The organism is Colwellia sp. KU-HH00111 (assembly GCF_040362745.1).
Classification (GTDB): domain Bacteria; phylum Pseudomonadota; class Gammaproteobacteria; order Enterobacterales; family Alteromonadaceae; genus Colwellia.
Map to the genome: position 1 here is coordinate 1 of NZ_BAABWO010000003.1, position 24,178 is coordinate 24,178.

At 37.9% G+C, this 24,178-nt stretch carries 23 protein-coding genes and 1 tRNA gene; 8 read left to right on the forward strand and 16 right to left on the reverse strand.

Annotation, left to right across the window (positions count from 1 at the left end):
- Window positions 1–20: 20 nt before the first annotated feature.
- The 6 genes from ABXG98_RS07090 to aroG form a co-directional block, all read right to left on the reverse strand.
- Window positions 21–425 (reverse strand): hypothetical protein, encoded by a 405-nt coding sequence (locus tag ABXG98_RS07090; RefSeq protein ID WP_353538006.1) that lies wholly within the window; start codon window positions 423–425, stop codon window positions 21–23.
- Between the two features lie 726 nt (window positions 426–1,151).
- A tRNA-Ser gene (locus ABXG98_RS07095) sits at window positions 1,152–1,242 on the reverse strand.
- 156 nt (window positions 1,243–1,398) lie between these two features.
- Window positions 1,399–3,477: a transglutaminase TgpA family protein gene (locus tag ABXG98_RS07100; RefSeq protein WP_353538007.1), complete on the reverse strand. Its 2,079-nt coding sequence runs from the start codon at window positions 3,475–3,477 to the stop codon at window positions 1,399–1,401.
- Between the two features lie 3 nt (window positions 3,478–3,480).
- Window positions 3,481–4,482, reverse strand: coding sequence for a DUF58 domain-containing protein (locus ABXG98_RS07105; RefSeq protein ID WP_353538008.1), 1,002 nt, complete (start codon window positions 4,480–4,482; stop codon window positions 3,481–3,483).
- 11 nt (window positions 4,483–4,493) lie between these two features.
- Complete coding sequence (locus ABXG98_RS07110; protein WP_353538009.1) at window positions 4,494–5,474, reverse strand: AAA family ATPase; 981 nt, start codon at window positions 5,472–5,474, stop codon at window positions 4,494–4,496.
- Between the two features lie 84 nt (window positions 5,475–5,558).
- Complete coding sequence (aroG, locus tag ABXG98_RS07115; RefSeq protein ID WP_353538010.1) at window positions 5,559–6,614, reverse strand: 3-deoxy-7-phosphoheptulonate synthase AroG; 1,056 nt, start codon at window positions 6,612–6,614, stop codon at window positions 5,559–5,561.
- 196 nt (window positions 6,615–6,810) lie between these two features.
- Here aroG and add point away from each other — a divergent pair, with 196 nt between their 5' ends.
- The 3 genes from add to deoD all read left to right on the forward strand — a co-directional run bounded on the left by add (window position 6,811) and on the right by deoD (window position 9,000).
- Complete coding sequence (add, locus tag ABXG98_RS07120; protein ID WP_353538011.1) at window positions 6,811–7,809, forward strand: adenosine deaminase; 999 nt, start codon at window positions 6,811–6,813, stop codon at window positions 7,807–7,809.
- A 76-nt stretch (window positions 7,810–7,885) separates the two neighbouring features.
- The gene (locus ABXG98_RS07125; protein ID WP_353538012.1) at window positions 7,886–8,056 is read left to right on the forward strand and encodes a XapX domain-containing protein; all 171 of its coding nucleotides are present in this window, start codon (window positions 7,886–7,888) and stop codon (window positions 8,054–8,056) included.
- A gap of 239 nt (window positions 8,057–8,295) precedes the next feature.
- Complete coding sequence (gene deoD, locus ABXG98_RS07130) at window positions 8,296–9,000, forward strand: purine-nucleoside phosphorylase (RefSeq protein WP_353538013.1); 705 nt, start codon at window positions 8,296–8,298, stop codon at window positions 8,998–9,000.
- Window positions 9,001–9,096: 96 nt separating this feature from the next.
- Here deoD and ABXG98_RS07135 read toward each other — a convergent pair whose 3' ends face one another.
- Entirely contained in the window at window positions 9,097–11,364 is a 2,268-nt protein-coding gene (locus ABXG98_RS07135) for a TonB-dependent receptor (RefSeq protein WP_353538014.1), read from the reverse strand.
- A 76-nt stretch (window positions 11,365–11,440) separates the two neighbouring features.
- The gene (locus ABXG98_RS07140) at window positions 11,441–12,709 is read right to left on the reverse strand and encodes a phosphopentomutase (RefSeq protein ID WP_353538015.1); all 1,269 of its coding nucleotides are present in this window, start codon (window positions 12,707–12,709) and stop codon (window positions 11,441–11,443) included.
- Between the two features lie 165 nt (window positions 12,710–12,874).
- On the opposite strand from ABXG98_RS07140, the gene udk reads away from it, so the two are divergent.
- The 4 genes from udk (at window position 12,875) to ABXG98_RS07160 (ending at window position 16,506) form a co-directional block, all read left to right on the forward strand.
- Window positions 12,875–13,513 (forward strand): uridine kinase, encoded by a 639-nt coding sequence (udk, locus tag ABXG98_RS07145; protein ID WP_353538016.1) that lies wholly within the window; start codon window positions 12,875–12,877, stop codon window positions 13,511–13,513.
- A gap of 62 nt (window positions 13,514–13,575) precedes the next feature.
- Window positions 13,576–14,820 carry a NupC/NupG family nucleoside CNT transporter gene (locus tag ABXG98_RS07150; protein WP_353538017.1) on the forward strand — a complete coding sequence of 415 codons (1,245 nt, stop codon included), beginning with the start codon at window positions 13,576–13,578 and terminating at the stop codon, window positions 14,818–14,820.
- A 23-nt stretch (window positions 14,821–14,843) separates the two neighbouring features.
- Window positions 14,844–15,647, forward strand: coding sequence for a deoxyribose-phosphate aldolase (gene deoC, locus ABXG98_RS07155; RefSeq protein ID WP_353538018.1), 804 nt, complete (start codon window positions 14,844–14,846; stop codon window positions 15,645–15,647).
- Between the two features lie 277 nt (window positions 15,648–15,924).
- Window positions 15,925–16,506 carry a thymidine kinase gene (locus tag ABXG98_RS07160; protein WP_353538019.1) on the forward strand — a complete coding sequence of 194 codons (582 nt, stop codon included), beginning with the start codon at window positions 15,925–15,927 and terminating at the stop codon, window positions 16,504–16,506.
- Window positions 16,507–16,554: 48 nt separating this feature from the next.
- Here the strand turns inward: ABXG98_RS07160 and ABXG98_RS07165 are convergent, their stop codons facing one another.
- The 3 genes from ABXG98_RS07165 to ABXG98_RS07175 form a co-directional block, all read right to left on the reverse strand.
- Window positions 16,555–17,211 carry a sortase domain-containing protein gene (locus tag ABXG98_RS07165; protein WP_353538020.1) on the reverse strand — a complete coding sequence of 219 codons (657 nt, stop codon included), beginning with the start codon at window positions 17,209–17,211 and terminating at the stop codon, window positions 16,555–16,557.
- Window positions 17,205–19,412, reverse strand: coding sequence for a marine proteobacterial sortase target protein (locus ABXG98_RS07170; RefSeq protein WP_353538021.1), 2,208 nt, complete (start codon window positions 19,410–19,412; stop codon window positions 17,205–17,207). The genes ABXG98_RS07165 and ABXG98_RS07170 overlap by 7 nt, the downstream gene beginning before the upstream one ends.
- Before the next feature lie 126 nt (window positions 19,413–19,538).
- Complete coding sequence (locus ABXG98_RS07175) at window positions 19,539–19,799, reverse strand: DUF5062 family protein (RefSeq protein ID WP_353538022.1); 261 nt, start codon at window positions 19,797–19,799, stop codon at window positions 19,539–19,541.
- Window positions 19,800–19,971: 172 nt separating this feature from the next.
- Here ABXG98_RS07175 and ABXG98_RS07180 point away from each other — a divergent pair, with 172 nt between their 5' ends.
- Window positions 19,972–21,087, forward strand: coding sequence for a DUF3083 family protein (locus ABXG98_RS07180; protein WP_353538023.1), 1,116 nt, complete (start codon window positions 19,972–19,974; stop codon window positions 21,085–21,087).
- Between the two features lie 95 nt (window positions 21,088–21,182).
- Here the strand turns inward: ABXG98_RS07180 and ABXG98_RS07185 are convergent, their stop codons facing one another.
- The 5 genes from ABXG98_RS07185 to ABXG98_RS07205 all read right to left on the reverse strand — a co-directional run bounded on the left by ABXG98_RS07185 (window position 21,183) and on the right by ABXG98_RS07205 (window position 24,099).
- Window positions 21,183–21,452, reverse strand: coding sequence for a hypothetical protein (locus ABXG98_RS07185; protein ID WP_353538024.1), 270 nt, complete (start codon window positions 21,450–21,452; stop codon window positions 21,183–21,185).
- Between the two features lie 57 nt (window positions 21,453–21,509).
- The gene (locus tag ABXG98_RS07190) at window positions 21,510–21,911 is read right to left on the reverse strand and encodes a SpoIIAA family protein (RefSeq protein WP_353538025.1); all 402 of its coding nucleotides are present in this window, start codon (window positions 21,909–21,911) and stop codon (window positions 21,510–21,512) included.
- Window positions 21,912–22,043: 132 nt separating this feature from the next.
- Window positions 22,044–22,523: a hypothetical protein gene (locus ABXG98_RS07195; RefSeq protein ID WP_353538026.1), complete on the reverse strand. Its 480-nt coding sequence runs from the start codon at window positions 22,521–22,523 to the stop codon at window positions 22,044–22,046.
- On the reverse strand, window positions 22,523–23,335 hold the full coding sequence (locus tag ABXG98_RS07200) for an NlpC/P60 family protein (protein WP_353538027.1): 813 nt from the start codon (window positions 23,333–23,335) through the stop codon (window positions 22,523–22,525). Before ABXG98_RS07200 ends, ABXG98_RS07195 begins: the two co-directional genes overlap by 1 nt.
- A gap of 71 nt (window positions 23,336–23,406) precedes the next feature.
- Window positions 23,407–24,099 carry a transposase gene (locus ABXG98_RS07205; RefSeq protein ID WP_353538028.1) on the reverse strand — a complete coding sequence of 231 codons (693 nt, stop codon included), beginning with the start codon at window positions 24,097–24,099 and terminating at the stop codon, window positions 23,407–23,409.
- Between the last annotated feature and the right edge of the window lie 79 nt (window positions 24,100–24,178).

The following is a 24,178-nucleotide window of genomic DNA, read 5'->3' on the forward strand; positions in this document are numbered from 1 at the left end:
AGTCCCGCTTAATTGGCTTGTTATGTGTTTTTATGCGCAAATATTTGAATATAATCAATTGTTTGATTAACACTAAATTTACCGATGTTATTTAAATTGTTGTTTATTAGCTCAAGAGTTTCACTTGGTGCTTTTACGTTTAACCATTCAATTTCTTTGTAATCGTAAAAGCCTTTAGGGTAACCACTAATCAGCGACTCCATTGAACTCTCGTAATAATCAAAATTGAATTCCAAATTGCTATCGAGTCGAAAAACTCGAATTTCACTATCCCAGACCAACTTGACGGTTGCAGTTACTCCGTCCAAATCCAAGTTTGAAAGTAAGCTTAATAACTTAATCCACTTAGTATTCGACATTAATGAAACATCAAAACTTTTAATAATTGAATCAGTTTTATTTCTCGCGGAATCTAATTTATGCACAAACCTTCCGAAACACATAACGCCCAAATAATGGGCAAATAAATAGTTGGCTAAAATAGTGAGGAACGAACGGAAGCCAACTGTTATTTGTCCCTGTTGATTTGCTTGTTAGCAGCAAGGTTTATTAAAAACGCTTAAATTGCCAACAACGCAAAAATTAAATTAATGGAAGTGAGAAGCAAAAAATACGCTGCACTACTTAGCCACTAACCGTGATTGATAAACAATAACAAAAAATGCCTACCGATCAATTAAAAACTAAAATTTAACAAAACAAAGGAAGAAAAAGCAGAAAACACAATCCTTGGTTTTGGAATATTCAATTAGCCAAACACTTTAAATAATGAACAAGTAGTGCCTGCTAACAGCTTATTAGAAGGATAACCTTCATGTTTAAACATGAAGTTCACCCTGCTTTCATGAATTTTTAAAAACCTACAATACGCTAATTACCTCATTTCATCAATAACTTAATGCAAAAGCTTTCAACTGGTTGACGAGTGAAAGGTTGGTTAAATCCTTTTTTCATGCAAATTATAAATTTTTGCCCTGTGCTGTACATTAACACAGTGATAAAATTAAAAGGAATTGGTTATGGGATCTATTTTTCTTTGAAGTAAAGGGAATATTTTAACTCTACCAAAAGGTTTAGCGCTAAAACACTTAGTAGGTTTTGAGTATCAGAAAGCAAAAAGCCCGTTACTTATGTAACGGGCTTTTCTAATGTGGCGGTGAGATAGAGATTTGAACTCTAGAAGGGCTACAAACCCTTGCCGGTTTTCAAGACCGGTGCTTTCGACCACTCAGCCATCTCACCAAATATCTAAAACAAGTGTGACACTTGCCAAAAGACGGTGCGAATAATAGAGACTGTGACGTTATTTGTAAAGCGTTAATTAACAAAAACTTTAATAACTTTACAAATTAACAGTATCGAACTGGTGGCTGGTTAGATTTTCAGCAATAATTACGGTTATTGCAGTGCTTGGCTCAGTTGATCATAGCATTTTTGTAGCTGTGTCTGCTTTTTTTGATGTTGTGCTGAATTTAATGATTGATACATTAAACTCTCTAAAAGTAACGTAAATCTAGTAAAATCAGCTGATAGCGCGGGAAATTCTTGGCCGACTATTTGCGCAAAAGCCGATGGTGTTATGTTTTCAGGTTTTGTTAGTCCTTTTTTAGCCAGCTTTTTTAACAGCTGTTGATATAACGCTAACCATGGCTCAACTTTAGTGCGTGAAAACCATTGTAACCTGCCCCTATTAAACAAAATAAGTAACAGCAAGGTACCAATGAGTGAGCCAGCAATAATCGCAGCATTTTTCCAAGGCACATTTTTGCCAAACCAACGATTTAAAAGATCCGATTGTTGTGCATTTGAATAGCCTAATACCCAACGCGTCCATTGGTAGTCAAGTGCATCAAGTTTCAGTCGAAGTGTATTAAGCCAAGCAAAGCGCTTAAATTGATATAAACTGAGTAGGTCGTTATTCAAGGTTGATTGTTGCGCTAACAAGGCGTTTGACCAACCACTTTCTACACGCTGAGGGTCTACCGCAGCGGTTGGGTCTACTCTTTGCCAGCCTATGCCTGCTAACCATATTTCAGACCAAGCATGGGCATCATATTGATAAATACTTAAATAACCGCCCTGCGCAGCTGTTTGAGCATTTGAATTGTCAATAACCTTGTTGTATTCACCCCCTAAGTAGCCGGTAACAACTCGTGCGGGAACACCTGAAGCACGCATTAAATAAGTATAAGCGCTAGCATAATGCTCACAAAAGCCTGCTTTGGTATCGAAGAAAAATTGATCTAAACTATTATTGGTTAATAATGGCGGTGCTAAGGTATAAAAATATTGCTGCTCTTTAAATAGCGCCAGCACATAGTTTGATCGTTGTGTGATATTAGGAAATTGTTGTTTGAGCCTTAACGCCAGTTTCTCTAACCTCGGGTTACTCTTTGGGCTTATAGCTAAATTACGCTGCTTAATATCATCACTAAGGGTTATATCCATCGGCGCTTGTAAGAAACTTTGTACTGAGTATTGTTTTATTTGGCTCAACATAGTGCGGCTTTGCATGGTGTAATCATTCAATAACCGTAAGTTAGGATCACTTGTTGTGGCGACGGTTAATCCAAATAGCCAAGACTGAAAACTAGGCTCAACAATGACATCATAACTTATCATAGGGCCGGTTGTGCTAGGTATAAATGATGACTGGTTAACATCAGCATTTAACGTTTTTGCTCGTGACCACTTTCTACCATTGTATTTTTCTAAGGTCATTGCCCGCCAATAAAGTTCAGAATACGGCGGAATATTACTGTCTTTAAAGTCAACTCTAAAGGCCAAGTCAGTTGATAGTGCTAAATTGGCAATATCGCCAGGGCTGACTTCATCAGACAAGCCCGTTTGTGCTGATTGTGCACTAGGTACTTGCCAAAATGGAGATAATCTAGGAAAAACTATAAAGAGTACAATGGCAAGTAAGGCGCTTTGTAGCAGCAATACCACCACCTTTTTTGAGGATGTTGATATAGCAACACTCGGTGAGAACACCTGTTGCAATACCACCAAATTAAGTATGAGTGCTAGTAGCATAGTTAATGAAAATGCAAGGTTTTGTCTAAAAATCAATGCAGTTGCTAATAGAAACAATCCTAGCAGAAACATTTGATAAAAATCTTTGCGTTGTTTTATTTCAAATGCTTTTAGCACATAAGCAAAACTGAGCAAGTGGATCATACTTAGAAGTACACCATTACTGCGAGCGGTTATAGCAATGGCAATACAGCCACCAACAGCAAAAAAAGTTAAAAACCATGGTGATACTGTTGAGCTTTTATGATTAGCTTTAACGTTAATAAGCAATGCTTGCCAGCCTAAACATAAGGCTAATATTGCTAACATCCAGTGACTGATTTCCCATGATAAACTGACAATATTAATCACTTGGCTACACCATAATAACCAAGCATTTTTTTTGCTTAGCTCAAATGTTGCATTAGTGCGTTGGCCATTGCTTATTGGCTGATTAGTCATGAATTAATCATCCATGCTGGGTGAAAATTTTGCCAAAGCAAATAGACACTGGTGTTGATGAAGTTGGCCTGAACTAGGGGCAATATTTTCTGTTGGTTTACCTAAGCTCAACCCAAATTCTTGTTCACTTTTACTGTAGTGCATTACCAAATAACATAAAAAACTCAGTTTTGTTTCAAGATCTGAACTTGGCATATCAGTAAGTTTTAGCCAGCGTAAACTGCCTTGCTGGTTTTCATAATGCTTACTTAGTTTGCCTTGGCCTCTTGCAAGTTGTTTCCATGCAATGCGTGCGAGAGATTCGCCAGTAATATAATTTTTCAACTCGGCAAAATCATCGATACCCGCACCCTTTGGTTGTGCTGCATTGTCACTATTTTCAGGCTCATCTAAAGCAGACAAATAGTTTTGATGTGAGTTAAGTTTTTTGGGCTGAGGAAAAACGACCAGTTGATGAGAAAAATCTAACATTGACCAACTAACAAAAAGGCCTAAGGAATACTCACTAGACACCTTTACTCTACCAAGTTGATACACTCCCCTGCGTGATGCATAACAAGGCAGAAAAATTTGGCTTGTACCTACTGCACATTGCTCAAGCTTTACTTTATCAGCTAAAGCACCTTGCTGGGGCAAGTGAAAATTAAGATCGAAATGCGGCTTTTTCGATTGAATATCAATGGGGAAATAAGCACGTTGATTAGCAAAAGTAGACTGCTGTGCCTGCGATGAAAACGTTAATTGTGATAAATTATAAAAGCTATTTAGCATCACAGTAAGAAACAGGCTAGCTAATAGATAACAAAACAATAAAATAATATTGTTTTGATAATTTGTGCCTAATAAGAACAGTAAAATGATAAAAAACAAGTAAGCAAAACCAAACCGAGTTGGCATAATAAAAATATTACGGCTTGATAAGGTATGTTGATAATTGCTAGGCACGCGTTTACTCAGCCAGTGTTCTACGCGTTTTTTAATTATCGGGCTGAGAAAGTTCTTCATAAGTGTAAATACTAGGGGGTGCTTTTTAAGGGATTTAATACGTTTACAGATTGCAAAATTTGCTCGCTGACAGAAATTCCGGCCCCTTGCTCGGTTAATGCTAACCTATGCTCACATACAGCAGTAAAAACGGCTTTTATATCATCAGGCAGTAAATAATCACGGTTATCAATATACGCCCAAGCTTTCGCCGCAGCCAACAAGGCTTTACCAGCGCGAGGCGATAATGGCTTGCAGGAAATAGCAACGTCTGCTCCGGTCATATTCACATTATGCGTTTGTCCACGGCTCACATGGCAAAGCGCGATAATATATTCAATGATAGCATCCGATGCATGGATCTGTGCAATGGTGTGTTGCATTGCTTTTAAGTGCTCTATTGGTAAGCTGTTATTGTCTGCAGCCTCTTGTTGTGGTTTTGCTGCTTTAGTAACGCTACTTGGTGAAAGTAAAATATTTTTTTCTGCCCCAATATCAGGAAAACCAAGCGAGATACGCATCATAAAACGGTCTAACTGGGATTCTGGTAAAGGGTAAGTACCTGAATGAAACAAGGGGTTTTGAGTAGCAATAACAAAAAATGGCTCAGGTAATGGGTAAGTCCGCCCATCAATGCTCACTTGCTTTTCTTCCATTGCTTCAAGTAATGCGCTTTGGGTTTTTGGGCTAGCGCGATTAATTTCATCGGCTAATACTACCTGATTAAAAACCGGGCCTTTGTGCAATTCAAAACTGTGTGTACTGGTGTTAAAAATTGAAATACCAACAATATCAGCCGGGAGTAAATCACTGGTAAACTGGGTGCGTTGGTAACTTAAATTTAAGGTATCAGCTAAGGTGTGTGCCAAGGTTGTTTTACCCATACCGGGTAAATCTTCAATTAATAAGTGACCTTGTGCAAGTAGGCAGGTTAGTGCTAAACGACATTCGTGCGGTTTACCTAAAACAACGGATTCGATTTGTTGTAAAAACTTACTAACGACTGATTGCATAAAAAATGTCTACCTATATCATGGGGGATACCTAATGAGCTAAGTAGACGTTTTAACATGCTTTAGCACTTTTTAATAGTAATGCTACTGGCTTCGTCGGTTTAATACCGCTTGATTGAGCTGGGCTAATAATGTTTCGGTATCATCCCATCCAATACAAGCATCAGTGATGCTTTGACCATACACTCTGGCTTTTCCATCAACAAGCTTCTGGTTACCTTCAACTAAATGGCTTTCTACCATAACACCAAAAACATTATGATTACCTTGGCTAATTTGCTCACTTACATCGGTTGATACTAACATTTGATTTTCAAATTTCTTAGTAGAATTGGCATGGCTAAAATCAATCATTATTTTGGTATTTAAGCCACTTTCTGCTAACTCTTTAGTCACTTGGCTAACACTGTCAGCATCATAATTGGTGCTTTTGTTACCACCACGTAAAATAATATGACAATCACTGTTACCTGTAGTTTCAACAATAGCAGCATGACCAAACTTAGTTACCGACAAAAAATGATGCGAAGCAGCTGCTGAGCCGATAGCATCAATAGCAATTCTAATGGTGCCATCAGTACCGTTTTTAAAACCAACAGGGCAAGAAAGGCCTGAGGCTAATTCACGGTGGACTTGCGATTCAGTTGTACGCGCGCCAATAGCTCCCCAACACATAAAATCAGCCATGTATTGTGGGGTAATCATATCTAAAAACTCCCCTGCTGTTGGCAAGCCTAGCTCATTAATATCGAGCAATAACTTTCTACCTATGCGTAAACCATCATTAAGTTTAAAACTATTGTCCATGTTAGGATCGTTAATTAAGCCTTTCCAGCCAACGGTGGTACGAGGTTTTTCAAAGTAAACTCGCATTACGATTTCTAAATTGTCTTTGTATTTATTACGCAGCGCAACTAACCGTTGCCCATATTCAAGTGCCGCTTTAGGATCATGAATAGAACATGGGCCTATTACCACAAGCAGACGATCATCTTTGCCATTTAAAATGTTATGAATAGCTGCGCGGCCTGAAACCACTGATTGTGTTGCTTTCTCTGACGCTGGAAATCGTTCCAGTAATGCGATAGGAGGTAATAAGTCTTTAATTTTGTTGATGCGCACATCGTCAGTTTGATACATAGTTGTTTCTCTTTACTCTTTCTACGAGGTTAGTCGTGTTAATTAGTCTGTTCTTTACGTCTAGACATCCAAATAAATAATACCAAGGTAAATTTAACAGTGTTAAGGCGCTAATACCAGCATAATCCCATGGGTAAATAAGAAAAAAAACGATATAATTGATCCATATCTTATATAAATTAAGGAGTCCAACAATATGATAGATAACACATTGCCTCTAATGGATCTTCATCGCCATTTAGACGGTAATATTCGCCCTAATACCATTTGGCAACTGGCTGAAAAAAATCACATAGTGTTACCCACGTCAAACTTCGAGGAGTTTATCCCTTTTGTGCAAATACAGCACAGTGAATCGGACTTATTGGCCTTTTTAAAAAAATTAGACTGGGGAGTAGCGGTATTAAAAGATCTAGATGATGTAAAACGTATTGCTTTTGAAAATGTAGAAGACGCTTATAATGCTGGCTTAGATTACGCTGAGCTTCGTTTTTCACCCTATTATATGGCAATGAATCATCAACTACCGATTACTGATGTGGTAGCCGCCGTAATTGATGGCGTGAACCAAGGGATAAAAACCTTTGATATAAAGATTAATCTTATTGGCATTTTAAGTCGAACTTTTGGTGTTGAACAATGCCATAAAGAGTTAACTGCATTACTTGAACATAAACACCATTTGATTGCAGTTGATTTAGCTGGAGATGAATATAACTTTCCAGGGGCATTATTTGTTGAACACTTCAAAAAAGTGCGTGATGCTGGTTTACAAGTAACCGTGCATGCTGGTGAAGCAGGTGGTGCTAATAGTGTTTGGCAAGCAATTAATGAACTAGGAGCCACCCGCATTGGGCATGGCGTTGCTACCATAGAAGATGAGAAGCTTATGGCTTATATGGTAAACCATAATATTGCAATAGAGTCATGCCTTACTTCAAATTTTCAAACAGGTACCGTCACTGACTTAACACTGCATCCACTAAAAAGATTTCTTGATTATGGCATTAAAGCTTGCTTGAATACCGATGATCCTGCGGTACAAGGCATAGAAATAAAAAATGAATATCAAGTAGCACGGCAAGTATTGAAGTTAAATGATAACGATATTACAAAGCTTCAACAAAATGCAATTGATGTCTGTTTTTTATCATCTACGGAAAAAGCAGGTTTATTGAAAAACCAAACGTTATGAATATGTGCTGAGCAACACAAATCAGCCATGTTCTAACATTAACAATAATGTTTAAAATTAACATAGGAGAACACATATGGCAGAAGTTTTATTAGCACTAGCAACAGGTGCTTTTGTCGGTATTTTATTTTCATTTTTGAAGCTTCCTTTACCTGCGCCACCAGTATTATCAGGTATTGCGGGGATTGCTGGCATATACCTTGGTGGTATAGGGTATCAATGGATACTGACACGCTTTTTTAGCTAGAATTTTCATTAACTATCGCGGTTTTATCATAAAAACATTGATAAAGTCGAACAAACCGTAATATTAAGGAGTTTAATTTTTCTCAACGAGTTGATATTATTAATCAGCTAATTAAACAATCAGTGAAACACCCTTGATAGCAAATATTTTTGATGTTGAATTATGTCAAAACACTTAGGCTAGAAACTTACTGGTTTAACTATTTATTTTTAATTAAAGAGATTAACAAGGGACATTTCATGAGCACACCTCATATTTCTGCAAATTTAGGCGATTTCGCCGACACCGTTCTAATGCCAGGCGATCCACTAAGAGCAAAATTTATTGCTGAAAACTTCTTAGATGATGCAAAATGCGTAACCAAAGTACGTAACATGTTTGGCTATACAGGTACCTATAAAGGTAAACCCGTTTCAGTGATGGGCTCAGGTATGGGCGTTCCATCAATTTCAATTTATGCCACAGAGCTTTATAAAGACTTTGGCGTAGAAAATATTATTCGTATTGGCTCATGTGGTGCGGTACGTGATGATATTAAAATTCGAGACATTATCGTTGGTATGGCTGCAAGTACAGATTCAAATGTTAATCGGATGCGATTCAATCAGTGTGATTTTGCTGCTATTGCTGATTTCTCACTTTTACATAAAGTGGTTAATACAGCTGAACAATTAAATAAACCTGTACATGTTGGTAATATTTTCACCGCTGACTTGTTTTACACACCTCAACCCGAAATGTTTGCGCTAATGGAAAAATACGGCATTTTAGCGGTTGAAATGGAAGCCGCTGGTTTATATGGCGTGGCGGCAGAATACGGTAAAAAAGCACTGACAGTATTAACGGTGTCCGATCACATTAAAACCGGTGAACAAACGTCATCTGATGAACGCGAAAGTACGTTCAAAGATATGATGGAATTAACACTGGAAAGTTTATTGTAAAACGCAACAGCTATAAGTAAGAGTTAAAGACGAAAAAAAAGGGCTAACCATAGTGGTTAGCCCTTTTACGTTAATTAATATGGTAGTAATTAAGATTTAATAGAAGCTTGCTTTAAATTCTATACCAAAGAAACGTGGTTCATTAACATAACCCGTCAAATTATTGAAATCTATAGCTCCGGTTAACTGTTCTTCATCAAGAATGTTTCGCGCGTATATCGCAACTTCATAATCGGTTCCATCGGTAAACCATTCATAACCAACACGTAATCCGCCTTCCATCAATGAATCCCCCTTAAATTCTGTTGATTCATATAAGAAGAAGTTTACTTCACTACGGTATGACCAATCTGTGTAAACATAAAGTTCACCATCAGCAATTTCTTTAGTCCAACGTGCGCTCAAATTACCAATCCATTCTGGAGATTGAGGTAATGAATTACCATCAATGATCGCAAGGCCTTCAGCGTTTAACGGATCGGTAATTGTGCAACCACCACCACACCCTGCAACTGAAATATTATCGTCTTGTAACTCGGTATTGTTGTAACTTAAGCTAGTACCGAAAACCAAATTCTCTGTTGCCCAAAATTCTGAATCTAGCTCAAAACCATAGCCTACTGATTTATCGGCATTAAGTAATCTTGCTACGTTACCTGCCCCCCCAACTGCGGTTAATTGTTGATCATCAACAACATAATAAAAAATTGAGCCGTCTACTCTTACTGTATTTTCCGCTAGTGTTGATTTAAAACCGGTTTCTATTGATTTTACAGTTTCAGAATCAGCAGTGGTATGAGATTCTGAAAACAATAAACTACGACCTTGAATACTTGGTGAACGATAACCTTTCGCAATTCGTGCATACAGGTTAGTTTCATCAGTCCAGCGATAATTAATACTGATGTCACCACTGATTTGTGAGTCATCAACACTAGCATCTTCACTGAAACTAGGAGCGCCAAACGGTGACTCTACCAGAGTGCCATCCCAGCTACGTTCATCATCCGAATAACGAATACCTGCTGTTAAATTCATCTTTTCAGACAATTCAACATCGATTGATGCAAATAATGCCCACGCGGTAGTATCCATATTCTGAACAGCTATACCATTTTGAACACCACCACCTAAGGTATCAAAACTAAGATTATTTATGGTTAAATCTTCATTAAAATAAAAGAAGCCAATTTGATAATCTATCTTACCAAGATCATTACTCGATAACCTTACCTCTTGAGTTATCTGAGAATGATCTGGCATTCTTGCACCAGTTTCAGAAGGGAATGGAATGAAGCCTGGTCCCATATAACCATCTAAGAATGATGCCCCATATCCTCCATCAATGTCTCCTACAGAGAACATTTCGGCAGATTCATAGCCCGTAACTGACGTTAAAGTATATCGACCAATATCGTATGCTAGTTTCAAGCTAGCACCTTCCATTTCAATAGTTTGCTTGTTACGCAATGCTGCATCTTGATACACAACTTCACGGTCAAAATCGTCAACTAACTCATTAGTACCTGGTTTAATTATATTTGCTCTAAAAACACGAGCGTCAGCATCCGCATCCCTAAAATGGTAATTTAATAATGCAGAAAAATCGTCATTTGGCTCCCATAGTAATTGGATTCTGCCAGCTGTTTCCCCATAGCCACCTAACTGATCATTTTGTTCAAAGCCAGGGGCTTTGTTATCGATCCAATCATCACGATCTTGCTGTAAGAACGAAACGCGTGCTGAGAATGTATCAGATAAACCACCGCCAGCTGCTACACGAACATCTGTTGAACCAAAACTACCATAGGATGCTGAAAGTGTGGCATCAAAATCTTGTGTTGGTTTCTTTGATTGTACTTTAATAATACCAGCGGTAGTGTTTCGGCCGAATAACGTTCCTTGTGGTCCACGAAGTACTTCAACACGCTCAATGTCAAACATTGGCATACCTTTAGTTAAGGCATTTTCTAACACAACGTCATCATAGATCAACGAAACAGGCTGCGAAGCTAATAAATCAAAATCTGTATTACCTAAGCCACGAATATAAAAACGCGGAAAAGTACGACCAAAAGAGGATTCAATTAACAAGCTTGGTGATTTTGCAGATAAGGCTCTAACATCCATACCTGATGAGCCTAGTACTTCTAACTTTTTAGCAGTAAGTGCCGATACTGAAATAGGCACATCTTTAACATTTTCTGTACGTTTACGCGCAGTAACTTCAATTACTTCAATTCCAACGACTTTTTCTTTTGCTGTGTCATCAGCAGCGAATGCAGTAGCTGAAACACCAGCAAAACTTGCTAGTAATGAAGCTTGCACACAAAGAGATAGTGCATTTTGCTTAAACATTTTCATTATTGTCTCCCAAGGACGAAATATATGGTTTCTATCGTTATATGTTACTAAATTTTAAGCACTATTTTTTGTGCTATTAATCGGGCACTACTAGTTGTTGTAGAAAGCTGGTGCCATAAGCCATGGATTTTACCTGAAAAAGTGCAGCTAAAGTTTGACCTAAATCGGCAAAACTGGCTCTTTTGCCAAGTTCCACGGCTTGAATACTATGATTATAAGCCATCACAGGCACAAATTCACGAGTATGATCACTGCCCGGCCATGTTGGGTCGCAACCATGATCAGCCGTTAAAAATAATATATCATCTTCAGCCATTTGCGCATATATTTCGGGTAATCGTTTATCAAAGTGCTCTAGTGCCTGTGCATAACCAATGGGGTCACGGCGATGACCATAGTCTTGGTCAAAATTGACGAGGTTGGTGAAAATAAGGCTGTTAGCTTCTGCCGTTTTCAAATGGGTTATGGTGGCATCAACTAATGCATCAATACCGGTTGCTTTCGTTTTCACACTTATGCCTTGATGAGCGAAAATATCAGCGATTTTACCCACACTGATCACCTGCCCGCCTGCTTGAGTTATTTTGTCGAGCACTGTCGCTTCTGGCGGCAAAACTGAATAATCTCGTCTATTGCCTGTGCGGGTAAAAGTGCTAGTATCATTGCCGATAAACGGTCTTGCGATAACACGGCCAATATTTAAGTCGCTGTCTGATAGCAATTCCCGTACTTGTTCGCAATAGCGATAAAGATTGTCTAAACCAAAGTGATGCTCATGAGCGGCAATTTGAAATACGCTGTCGGCTGATGTGTAGCAAATCGGTAGTTTCGATTTGATATGCTCTTCGCCATAAGCATTAATAATTTCGGTACCTGAGGCGTGGCAGTTACCCAATATTCCATTTACCCCAGTTTTATTTGCAATCTCAGAGATTAAATCATCAGAAAAAGACTGTTGTTTATCATTAAAATATCCCCAGTCAAAAAGCACTGGCACCCCAGCCATTTCCCAATGACCGCTAGGGGTATCTTTACCGGTACTAATTTCAGCCATATAACCAAATGCTCCTTTGGTTGGCGTGCAATAAAACTGATCAATTGTCTTATCTGCATTGGCTAAGTCTTGCGTAAATGCTTGCAATTGTTCAGTACTCGTTGCTTGCCTACTAATTTCATGTAAACCTAGCGCACCTAAATTAGGTAAATGAATAATTTTATTCTTTTCCTTAAAATAGTGTTTAGCAATATTGATAAAGGTATTTGCCCCTACATCACCAAATTTAACTGCATCATCAGCATAACCGACTCCAAAGCTATCAAGTACTAGAATTATCGCTCTTGTCATTAAATGTACCTTAAATTAAAAATAAACATGACCACTTAGTCAACTTGTGCTAATTTAATGCTTTTATTATAATTAGCCAAGTCATATTTGCGTTAATTATCGTTAACCAGTATAGACTCTATCTATTTTCCAAGGCGCTGAGCTCAATTTTCAACGGATTTATCAATGACACAACCAAGTAAAACGACTGTAATTGCAATTGCAGGCGCATCGGCATCAGGAAAATCACTTTTTGCTCAAACCATTTATCAAGAATTATTATCTGAGCTAGGCCCCGATGGTATCTCAATTATTAAAGAAGATTCTTATTATCGAGAACAATCTCATTTGACCATGGATGAGCGGATTCAAACTAATTATGATCACCCTAATGCCTTTGAACATGAGTTGCTAAGCGCTCAACTCAATACGCTCATTACTCAGCAACACATCAACTGCCCCGTTTATTGTTATAAAACTCATACCCGCACAGAACAAACCGTTACAGTAAAGCCCACTAAAATAATTCTTGTAGAAGGTATTCTATTATTGTCTAACCCACAATTACGTGATTGTTTTGATATTAAAGTGTATATGGATACTCCGCTCGATATTTGTCTAATAAGACGAATTGAGCGTGACACCAAAGAGCGAGAGCGAAGTTTAGAATCTATTACCACACAGTATTTAACTACCGTTCGCCCAATGTATTATCAATTTATTGAACCTTCAAAAGCATGGGCAGATCTGATTGTTACCCGCGGTGGCAAAAACCGAATGGCAATAGAAGTATTAAAAGCGAAAATCAGACAGTTATCTCAGTAATCATTACTTGTTTTAACAATAATAAAAACCAGAACTAAAACTATAAATAATATGAGGTTACTATGGACCTAACAACACTTCGCGGTTTACTGGGTATTGGCGTGCTACTCACTATTGCGATCTTACTTTCAAATAAACGACAGGCAATTAATATTCGTACTGTGGGTTGGGCGTTTGCCCTGCAAGTAGGTTTAGGCGCGTTTGTACTTTATATCCCTTTTGGTAAAGATACTTTAGCTTCAATTTCAGGTGGAGTTCAACAAGTAATAGACAGTGCTAATGTGGGTATTGCCTTTTTATTTGGTGGCTTAGGCACCGACGCTATGTTTACTAATGGCGTTGGCTTTGTATTTGCGGTGAGAGTATTACCGGTAATCATTTTCTTCTCCTCCTTAATCGCTGTTTTATATTATTTGGGTGTTATGCAATGGGTGGTTAAGATTATTGGTGGTGGATTACAAAAGCTACTAAAAACAAGTAAGCCGGAATCGCTATCGGCTACGGCTAATATTTTTGTTGGTCAAACAGAAGCCCCGTTAGTTATCCGCCCTTATATTGCAAATATGACCAAATCTGAGCTATTTGCCATTATGGTAGGTGGGTTAGCATCGGTTGCCGGCTCTATTTTAGCCGGTTATGCTGGGTTAGGTATTGACTTAAAATACCTTATTGCCGCCTCCTTTATGGCTGCTCCTGGTGGTTTGTTAATGGCTAAAATCATCATCCCTGAAACTGAACATGAAAAAATTGCGAAGGAAGTTGTAATTACTGAAGATGCAGGAGAAAAACCTAGCAACGTAATTGATGCGGCAGCCTCTGGCGCAGCATCTGGCTTAAAGTTAGCGGTAAATGTAGGTGCTATGTTACTCGCGTTTATTGCGCTGATAGCATTGTTAAATACTTTGGTGGGCGGTACTGCCAGTTTACTGGGTTTTGAAGATATCACCATCGAATGGTTTTTAGGTTATATCTTTGCTCCTATTGCTTATATTATTGGTGTTCCTAGTGAAGACATGCTCCATGCGGGCAGCTTTATCGGCCAAAAAATAGTAGTTAATGAATTCTTTGCTTATGTGAATTTTGTTGAAATCAAAGATTCTTTGAATGCATCAACTCAGGCGATAGTAACTTTTGCCCTATGTGGCTTTGCCAATTTATCCTCTATCGCTATTTTACTTGGAGGTATTGGCTCGATGGCACCGAACAGAAGGCACGACATAGCAAAATTAGGCATGAAAGCCATGCTTGCTGCTACTTTAGCTAATTTAATGAGTGCGGCAATTGCTGGCGTATTTTTATCTCTTTAACCATCACAATTTAAAACACAATTATGACCTCTACAACACAAAAACAAATTGCAAAACAAGCCATTAGTTTAATGGATTTAACTAGTTTAACTGATACAGAAACAAGTGCGGATATCGCTTCTCTTTGCCAACAGGCAAAATCACAAGGGGGTAATACTGCGGCAATTTGTATTTTCCCACGTTTTATTCCTCTGGCTAAGCAGTTATTAGCTAAGCAAGGCACCCCTGAAATCAAGATTGCCACTGTAACTAATTTTCCACACGGTAATGATAATATAGCGATTGCGGTAGCTGAAACTAAAGCTGCTGTAGCTTATGGTGCTGATGAAGTTGATGTGGTATTCCCTTATCGCGCATTGATCAGCGGAGATGCCCTAACCGGTTTTGAATTGATTGAAGCCTGTAAGAAAGTTTGCCCAAAACACGTATTATTAAAAGTAATTATTGAAAGCGGCGAATTACAAACAGCTGAGTTAATAAAACTGGCAAGTGAAATTTCAATTCGCGCAGGTGCAGACTTTATTAAAACATCAACCGGTAAGGTCAAGATCAATGCTACGCCACAAGCAGCAGAAATTATGCTTAATGTGATTAAATCTACCAACAAAGCTACTAGCAACACAGGTTTTAAAGCGGCTGGCGGTGTGGGTAATGTTGAAGATGCACAAGTGTATCTCGATCTAGCAGCCAATATTCTAGGTGAAAGCTGGATTAGCACAGCACATTTTAGGTTTGGTGCCAGTAGCTTGCTGAAAAATTTACTGTTAACCCTAGATGATAATGTTCAAAGTACTAATGACAGTGCTAACTCTTCTAATAGTTATTAGGGTCTGTTGACCTTTCATGTTTAAATTTTGTTCGAATTAAATGCTTTTTGATCGCGGCGCTAGGAATGTAGCATAGTTATTCTATTTAAATTCCTCGCAACAAAGAGCAAGAAGCATTTAAACGAATCCGTAGAACAGCGTTTATTAGCCATTTCTAATGTGTTATCGCTTATTAGAGTAGAACAACTACACGACATAAGCTCTGCCTTGTATAAAAGGCTAATAAACTGCTGCAAAAATAATCAGCAAAGATCAACAGACCCTAAGCGTATTAACTATGGCACAACTCTATTTTTATTATTCATCGATGAATGCGGGCAAATCGACGCATTTATTGCAGTCTTCTTATAACTACAATGAATGTGGTTTACGTACAATACTTTATACCGCGCAAATTGATGATCGGTATGCAAAAGGTAAAGTATCTTCGCGTCTGGGTATTAACGCTGATGCAGAGTTATTTACTCAAGAAACTGACTTACTTGCCCAAGTATCTGAAATGCAAACCCATGAGAAAATTGCCTGTGTATTAATTGATGAAGCACAGTTTCTGACTAAAACCCAGGTAAAACAATTAACGGATATCGTTGATAGCTTGCATATTCCGGTTTTAGCCTATGGCATCCGCACTGACTTTTTAGGGCAAACCTTTTCAGGTAGTGCTGCTCTACTGGCTTGGGCAGATAAACTTGTTGAGTTAAAGACCATTTGTCATTGTGGTCGAAAGGCTAACTTTGTAATTCGTCTAGACAGTGAAGGTAAAGCTGTCACTGGGGGAGAACAAGTTGAAGTCGGTGGAAATGAGCGCTATCAAGCCTTATGCCGCCAACACTTTAAAGGCTTTGTTGCGCTAAAGTAAAACAAATTGGTTAGCTGAAGCTTTTACTTTTACTTCAGCTAATTAACGTTAAACTTGTTTTAAATGAACGACATACCTTAAGTCTCCTTGATTACTAACAGCTGAGAAAGGGTAACACGTAACCAAATACAGCTGTTTTTTGTAACTCAGTTGGTCTGCTCCCTCGCTAAGTTCACCGTTAGGTATCAACAACTGCTCAGTACTGCTATCAATAATCGTTATGTTGTCTACTTTAAAGGTATATTCAATACCTGAAACAAAACCTAGCGTAACCTGATCATGCAGAGATAAGTCTGCTAAAATAGCAAAGTGGCTGTCATTATGTGCTGAAACCACATAAAAGTCAGACTTTTCGCTATCGCTAAAGTGAACATCGCCTTGGTAAAGACCAGGGCCAAATGCTAACGCTTGCCCTGAATCATTATTTACCACTATCTGTTTTAAGTTAAAGCGATCAAAACTAAGTTGCGCAACTGGGTAAAAATCTGCCCATGACCAAGGTTTACGCTTTGGCGATAATTGATCACTAAATGCGTTTACTTGTTGCTGCCACGTGGTTTCAAGTAAGTATTGTGCTACGTGTGCTTTTAGTAAAATGTAGCCGCCTCGAGCTCCACTAATAAAAGCAATACACAAACAAATACACATTAAATAATTCAATCCCTTTTTTTTACCGCCTCGCATAACAGACACGCTTTTTAACATGTTTTATCAACTCGCATTGTAATCAGGTGAATAACAAAAGCGATGCTAACAAGCAGTAAACTCATATAAAAATATCCCGCTAAACCTAAGGCAGTTTTAGCTAAAGGAATTGCCTGTGTTGAGCCTTTAGGCATTAGATTTTTTACGCCTGTAGTGGTTAAAGGTAAATTACCTTTGCGACTTACTTGTTGCTCAACCGCTACAAAGCTAGTAAAAGGACTCACTAATTGGTGCTTCAATGCTAAACGGGTAATGTTAGATGTTAACTGGCGTGCTTGCTCTGCTGATGTACTTCGCCGCTTTAACAAATTTAAATGCTTAATTTTATTACGTGCCCACCATTGTGAAATACTATTATCTACTTGCTTATTTTTCATCAAATGCGCTTGTTGTGAAGAGTTATCGATTTCAATGGTCTCCAACCATTTAGCTTGGGCTAATTCACCCGATATTCTTATTAAGGGAGATAATGATTGATGTGGGGATTTTAGCCAACGAGCACTGATTACTAACGGCTCACCCGCATAAAGATCGGGTAGCTGCTGAGGAAACATTTCTACCGAGCTTTGTGGCCAATTCACTTGAATGTTGGTCATTAATGGTTTGCTGATCTGACTAAATAATTGTGTCATTTGCTGTTGTACTTCACTGATATTACCAATATATCGATAAGTGCCGCGCCCTACTTTTGCCGCTTGTGTCATAAAATAACCATTGGGTGCCGAGCCAATACCTATAGTATGTAAACGGGTATTAGCGAGGTTATTCTCAATAAGCAATAGTAGTTCATCTTCATTGCCAACGCTGCCATCGGTGATAAAAACAACTTGTCGATAACTGCTTTTATTATGAGGTTGCTCTATAGATTGCTTAGTCGGTGTTACTGCTAAAGCACGAGCTATCGCAGGATACATATTGGTGCCACCGCCTGCGGTAATCTCTGACAGCCATTTTTCTGCCGTTGCAATATTTGTTGTACTAGCTCGTTTACTTTGGCTGAATAAACTATCACTGTGACTATCAAAGGCAATAATATTAAAACTATCGGTTGGTTTGAGCAGAGCCAATGCCGTTTTTAGCGCTTGTTTAGCTTGCCTGATTGCCACTCCACCCATCGAGCCAGATCTATCTATGATATAAACAACCTCTTTATCTATCGCCTTAACTTGGGATGCTTTAGGCGGCATTACCATTAACAAACCATAATGGTAATCGTCATCAGTGGCAGTTTTTGTTTGGGAAAAAAAGGCAGCTTTTGGCGTGTTACCTTGTGATAATTGCCATTGCAGCACAAAGTCTTGGTCAAGTAATACTTTTTTATCCGCCAGTGTCACCGCTAGACCCTGACTGGCTTTACCATCATTGAACTGTTGAGTAGGCACTGAGTACTGTTTAATGGGGTGATAGAGACTATTGATCTGCGCTATGGGTAAACCTGTTTGTAAATTAACATCGAGACTGACGGTTTGCATGTGCAATTCAGTGTTATTAACCCGCATTTGCAAGGGCGTGATTTTATCTGCATCTGGGACGCGTGTATTAGCGACAGCCCAGCCATTTGTATCTAGTTTTCTGGTGTGGGAGGGTGTGGGGATGTATCTTGGCGTTAACGTGAGTGGGATCCTTAAAGAAAAAATTTCATCTTTGAGTTTCACTGATTGCACATAGCTAATATTAACCTTAATGGTTTCACCAGGAGCAATGTTAGCAAGTTTAGTGGTAAATAAATTAGGTCGTTGTTGGCTGACTAAGCTGGCTTTTTTACCTTGTTGCTTGGCTTTTTTATACAGCTTTAGTGCTTGTTGCTTTTCTTTGATTTTACCAACAATGCGTCTTTCACCAATTTCCATCACCATTGAATCAACCGCTGCATCATTAATCAATGGAAATACATAGACCGCTTCTACAAAGTCATCACTGGTATTTTTAAAGCTTTGGCTAAAGTTAACACGCGCTAATAAGCCGTTAACTTGCACTTGATAATCACTGTTTTGTGTTAATGCAGGAAGATAACCTGCTGTATGTTTAAAATACAAACTTCCTGAACTAATATCCTGATAAGGAATACTTTTAGTCGTTGTATTGGCTGAAGTGACAGATTGGCCGTTGACTTGACTGACGATAATAAAATTCAACAAGACAAACAGGAGAACACACAAATAAAACAGTTTGGTGTTAGTTGTTTTATAAAAAGGTATCATGATAAAGCTCTATGGTTAATAAAACTTTAGCATGAAGGGTAAATCTGTTTTTAGTGCGCTTGAATTATGGCAAATTTATGGCAAAAGATGACAAAGTTATAACCAGTATGTTTGCCTTAGTGTTAATTATTTAAGTAAAGTATGATCTTCAGGCAATTTTTTAGCTATCCACAAGGCTAATTTATGCTTCATGTGAGGTTGATCTTCACTATCAACCGGTAATGGTTGTATAAGCTTATCATTTACTAATAATCGATACAGGCTCTCTACTTTATCTTTTGCAGAATTGGTGGCTGAAAAACTATTATAACCTCTATTAACAGCATACTTTTCGCCAATAACTAAGGCTTTTTTAAGTAATTCGGCTTCATTTTTCAATTTTTTCATTTGTCTTCGACCTTGAGAATAAACTGAGCTAAAGATGCTTTAAATAATGAAATAAGTCAACCACCTAAGTTGAGTATTAATATGCAAGCAAAATTCATTTACATCATCTTTCGTAGATGGTAGTTTTATTACAACACAATCTCTAATTTGATACTCAATTGCAGGTAGCATTATGCCTTTATCTCGGACACGAAGCACACAGCACAAAGTTTATATCCCAACATCAGCACGTGAAAACCAATACTTGATGGCTAAATTTGTTTTAACAGATCAACTCATTGAAAAGTTTGGTAGTTTAATCGATAATGACGCCAGTGAACCTTATGCTAAACTATACCAAGCGTTAGCGAAAACCTTCTTTAAAATCAATGATGAACTTAATATAGAAAATGCCCAGTTTATTGCCAATGATAAGTTTGCTCGTGTTCGATTTAGCCCAGAAAAATTAGTTTCACAAACCCAGCAACAGCTTTTGTTTCTATATAACCCACAATACCATACCAGCCAAAATGTATTCACTGATGGTAGTAAAAGAGTCAAGAAGATAGCCCTGTTATTTTTAGCCAACGGTGATGAAATTAGACTGCAAGCCGCAAATTTTCATAAACAAGTTCAACAAGCTATCACTAAATTCAGTGAAGAAATTGGCATAGAAAAACAAATGGTACGTGTTTGTGATCATCAGCATTTAACCTACGACTTATTTGCCAAAAGCAAAGGTATTGAAGGCACTCAAGTACACAAATTCCGTTCTATGACTAACCGTTATTTAGCTGATGATCAGAATTTACCAGAAAATACCGATGCGTTAACTTATGCTGTGGTTGATCTTCCCGTTAACCGACGTGTTCGTTCATTGGTGACAATTGATGAGAATGAGCCCGCTTGCTACAATGAGCTTTACAATTTAGTAGCTGATGCATTTATTACTGCTGCAAAGAATCAGAACTTATTTAATGGCGCTGTTATTGCCAATGGTCTGGTGCCAATTGTGCGTAGCGCTAAAGATGAAAATGTGATCGCTGACGGCGAATTGCTCATGTTGGGTTACAATCCTTCCCTTTCAAGCGGCGGATACACATGTAAATGGGATGCAAATAAACTGGTAGATACCATACAATTAATTTTTGTTGCCAGTGATCAAAATAAAAGCTCTCATGGCTATGGTAAGTTTGTTAATCAAATAGAACAAGCGCTACGTACCTTTGCTCAGCAGCTTGATTTTGTTACCGACAAAGAAGAAATGTTAGTAAGATTACACCAACATATTGGTTTTTACTTAGATTAGAAAGTCTTTAATACTACTTGAGCTCGGCTTTAAGTTGATAGTATACATGCTATCACCACACAATTAGCCGAACTCAGGTAAATATCCGCTCATTTTCAACTAGTTTTTACTTTTTGAAAGTAGGAACTCAGTTTAATTAAACCTGATTCAAGCTCAAACTTTTGTACGCTAACATTTTTAAACTTGGCGGCATTGTTGAAATGCTTACAAATCATAGTGGCCATTCCTTCAAAACCTTGAGGTGAGGTGTCGGCTAACTCTATTAGTAAATCAGATACTTTCGGCCAATGCTCTTCTATAGCACTAGGTGTTTTGTATATAAATTCCATTAAGTCAAGCAGTTCTCTACGGTGTTGTGCTTCCATTATACATTCTCCTTTTTGTTATCGTATATTGCTGTACTGTTAAAAAATTAATATCGGTTATAGAGCTGAATCATCATTACGGTTTTCAATCCAATTTATAGCTGCCATTCTTGTTTCAAAGTAACGTATGTCACCCGCAACAAGCCAATTTCCAGTATTACTTAAGACTTTTTGCCAGTAATGGCTACCAAAAATGGCAATACGATCTACTTTATCGCTGTGCTTTACTCCCATCATAAAATCCTTCCATGCTGCTCCTAACGTCCACCCTTCAAACTGGGTTATATCAATGAGTATTTTAAAACGTGGTGACTGTTGTGCCTGAAAAGTCGAGGTTATTATTGGAGTTACCATGAGATAATCTTCAACAGACAGTTTACCTATGGCTTTACAAGCTAAAAAGTAGCAACCCTCATTTTGTTTTATTGATATGGTTAAACTATGATGATTAGTCTTCATACTATAATTCCCTCAAATATTAATTTTGGGTATCTTTGTATTATAGTTGATAGTTCACCAATACTGCCTTGTACTGCAAAATTATTAAATAATTTTTAACACTTTGGTTATTTGTCGCAGTTATTAGTTAGGTTAATCACACCAATTACCTGTTGTTGACATATCAAGTACGGCTTTCACATTTTCAGTTAGCCAATTGTTGATTGTTTCACTTGATGAAAATTGAGAGCCTGTTCCTGGCCAATAATACGTTCCTTGGTTATCTTTACATAAAGCAATATAAACGGGGGCATTACCTATAATTGATTCTTCGCCTTTTTCAACAAACATTTCATAGCTAATTGTTTTGTGTGCTTTACCTCTATAGGTTGCTAATACATTTGCAAAATAAAGATGCTTATCAGTCTCATCATCTTCACTTATTATTTCAACGTCTGTAATTGTTACTTTAGCAAGATAATGCACATGCTTAATGGCTTCTTTAAAACCATTAAGCTCCATATTTGTTGCGTCTGTTGCTGTTGTTATATTTTCTGCAGCGACAGTTGTTGTAGCGATAGATGAGCATGAAAAACATGACAATAAAAGTAATACTAATGTTGTATTTTTCATTATTCTTCACTTCCTGCACTTAATGCTTTTTTAGTGTAAATAGGTAACGTTTCACACGATTCATCAAAGTCTGCTGGTACGACAAATGTTTTCCACACGTCTTTATTATATTTAGTCACGTTCACACTATTGTTTTGATTGCCACCTAACATGAAAAGCGAATTACCATCAGCACTTTGACCAACAACAAAAGCCACATGTCCCCCACCCTTTCTGGTTTTGATGCCAATAGAGCCGTAAAGCGGTTTATCTATTTTTTTACCAAACGTTGCCCACTCTTTCGCTCTAAAGGCATTTTTAACTGGCTCATAATGATGTTGTTTCATTACCCAAGAAACAAAAGAACCACACCATGCGTTTACACCACCTGAATCGTCTTTCCCCCAAAATTTTGACGCCTTGAAATAGGATAAAATACGCGGATTTGCCTTGGTACCGGCAACCTCACTCTCACCTAGTTCATTAATTGCTGTTTTCATCCATACGGCATAAGTAGCAGGCATTTTTAAAATGGCATCGGATCTAACACTTAAATTAATAAGCTTTTCATTAATTTTTCGATGGGTTCGTCCCATAGGATCTATTCGGCCATCAGGACGCAATTGACCAAGTATTTTACTTTGAAACAGTTTAATCGCGGCTATGGTTTTAGCGCTTTCAAGGGGCTCATTTATAAGGCCATCTACGTTTATGACTTCTGTCGGAGGGATCAGTGCTAATAATGTATTTAAAGCAGTTTGCACCGCTTTAACATCGTTTATATTGTTTGTTCCGCCAAGCCCGACAGATTCGGTGATTTTCAGTGTTGACATTGTGATTTCCTTTTCAAATTAGTATTTGGGTTGCTGCTTGATGTTATTAATAAAATGGGGTCAGGTACAGTTTATTTTACCTGTTTTTTTGGGCGGCCTCTTTTACCCTCTGTAACTCTGCGCCCACTCAAAAATTCGATATTTTCTTTAAATTTATCATTCCCTAATGCAAGCCCTTTTACAGCAGAGTCATGAATATTTGTTAACAATTCAACCGTAATATGTTGCTTAAACAGTTCTCGATAAGCTAACTGCCTTTCATTAGCTGTGACGCCTAATTCATCATATTTGGAATGAGTAGTACATAAATCTGCGTGTTTTCCTAATGCATTAACTTGATAACTAGACCAAGGGTAATAAGCAGGCTCAGCTACCATTAAAGCTCTGACAGGATTTAACTCAATATAACGATACACATTAAGTAAGTAGAAATTATCTTGGACTACGCATGACTTAAACCTACCTTCCCATAACGTGCCACTTCGGCCGTAGGTATAATTAAAATATTGAACATATCGCCTGCCTAAATTTTGCATTAGCCGGCTTATTGCTTTTGGTTTAGTGGGTGTGCAAAGTAAATGTACATGGTTTGTCATTAATACCCACGCATGCACTTCAACACCAGCCTCAATAGAGTAGTCTTTTAACCAATGTAAATAAGCTGTGAAGTCCTGATCAGAAGCAAAACATGCTTGCCTATTATTGCCTCGCTGAATAATATGCAGTGGAATATTTGGGAGTTCTACTCGGGGTAACCTAGCCATATATCTTCCTTGATACTGAATTTAATTATACAGTAGACTATTATTTAATGTGTACCTGACCCCATCTACCACATGACCC

Bases quoted from the DNA above. Each gene is read 5' to 3' on its own strand.
- ABXG98_RS07100 (WP_353538007.1), bottom strand. From the start codon at position 3,477: ATGACTAATCAGCCAATAAGCAATGGCCAACGCACTAATGCAACATTT.
- ABXG98_RS07105 (WP_353538008.1), bottom strand. From the start codon at position 4,482: ATGAAGAACTTTCTCAGCCCGATAATTAAAAAACGCGTAGAACACTGG.
- ABXG98_RS07110 (WP_353538009.1), bottom strand. From the start codon at position 5,474: ATGCAATCAGTCGTTAGTAAGTTTTTACAACAAATCGAATCCGTTGTT.
- aroG (WP_353538010.1), bottom strand. From the start codon at position 6,614: ATGTATCAAACTGACGATGTGCGCATCAACAAAATTAAAGACTTATTA.
- add (WP_353538011.1), top strand. From the start codon at position 6,811: ATGATAGATAACACATTGCCTCTAATGGATCTTCATCGCCATTTAGAC.
- ABXG98_RS07125 (WP_353538012.1), top strand. From the start codon at position 7,886: ATGGCAGAAGTTTTATTAGCACTAGCAACAGGTGCTTTTGTCGGTATT.
- deoD (WP_353538013.1), top strand. From the start codon at position 8,296: ATGAGCACACCTCATATTTCTGCAAATTTAGGCGATTTCGCCGACACC.
- ABXG98_RS07135 (WP_353538014.1), bottom strand. From the start codon at position 11,364: ATGAAAATGTTTAAGCAAAATGCACTATCTCTTTGTGTGCAAGCTTCA.
- ABXG98_RS07140 (WP_353538015.1), bottom strand. From the start codon at position 12,709: ATGACAAGAGCGATAATTCTAGTACTTGATAGCTTTGGAGTCGGTTAT.
- udk (WP_353538016.1), top strand. From the start codon at position 12,875: ATGACACAACCAAGTAAAACGACTGTAATTGCAATTGCAGGCGCATCG.
- ABXG98_RS07150 (WP_353538017.1), top strand. From the start codon at position 13,576: ATGGACCTAACAACACTTCGCGGTTTACTGGGTATTGGCGTGCTACTC.
- deoC (WP_353538018.1), top strand. From the start codon at position 14,844: ATGACCTCTACAACACAAAAACAAATTGCAAAACAAGCCATTAGTTTA.
- ABXG98_RS07160 (WP_353538019.1), top strand. From the start codon at position 15,925: ATGGCACAACTCTATTTTTATTATTCATCGATGAATGCGGGCAAATCG.
- ABXG98_RS07165 (WP_353538020.1), bottom strand. From the start codon at position 17,211: ATGTTAAAAAGCGTGTCTGTTATGCGAGGCGGTAAAAAAAAGGGATTG.
- ABXG98_RS07170 (WP_353538021.1), bottom strand. From the start codon at position 19,412: ATGATACCTTTTTATAAAACAACTAACACCAAACTGTTTTATTTGTGT.
- ABXG98_RS07175 (WP_353538022.1), bottom strand. From the start codon at position 19,799: ATGAAAAAATTGAAAAATGAAGCCGAATTACTTAAAAAAGCCTTAGTT.
- ABXG98_RS07180 (WP_353538023.1), top strand. From the start codon at position 19,972: ATGCCTTTATCTCGGACACGAAGCACACAGCACAAAGTTTATATCCCA.
- ABXG98_RS07185 (WP_353538024.1), bottom strand. From the start codon at position 21,452: ATGGAAGCACAACACCGTAGAGAACTGCTTGACTTAATGGAATTTATA.
- ABXG98_RS07190 (WP_353538025.1), bottom strand. From the start codon at position 21,911: ATGAAGACTAATCATCATAGTTTAACCATATCAATAAAACAAAATGAG.
- ABXG98_RS07195 (WP_353538026.1), bottom strand. From the start codon at position 22,523: ATGAAAAATACAACATTAGTATTACTTTTATTGTCATGTTTTTCATGC.
- ABXG98_RS07200 (WP_353538027.1), bottom strand. From the start codon at position 23,335: ATGTCAACACTGAAAATCACCGAATCTGTCGGGCTTGGCGGAACAAAC.
- ABXG98_RS07205 (WP_353538028.1), bottom strand. From the start codon at position 24,099: ATGGCTAGGTTACCCCGAGTAGAACTCCCAAATATTCCACTGCATATT.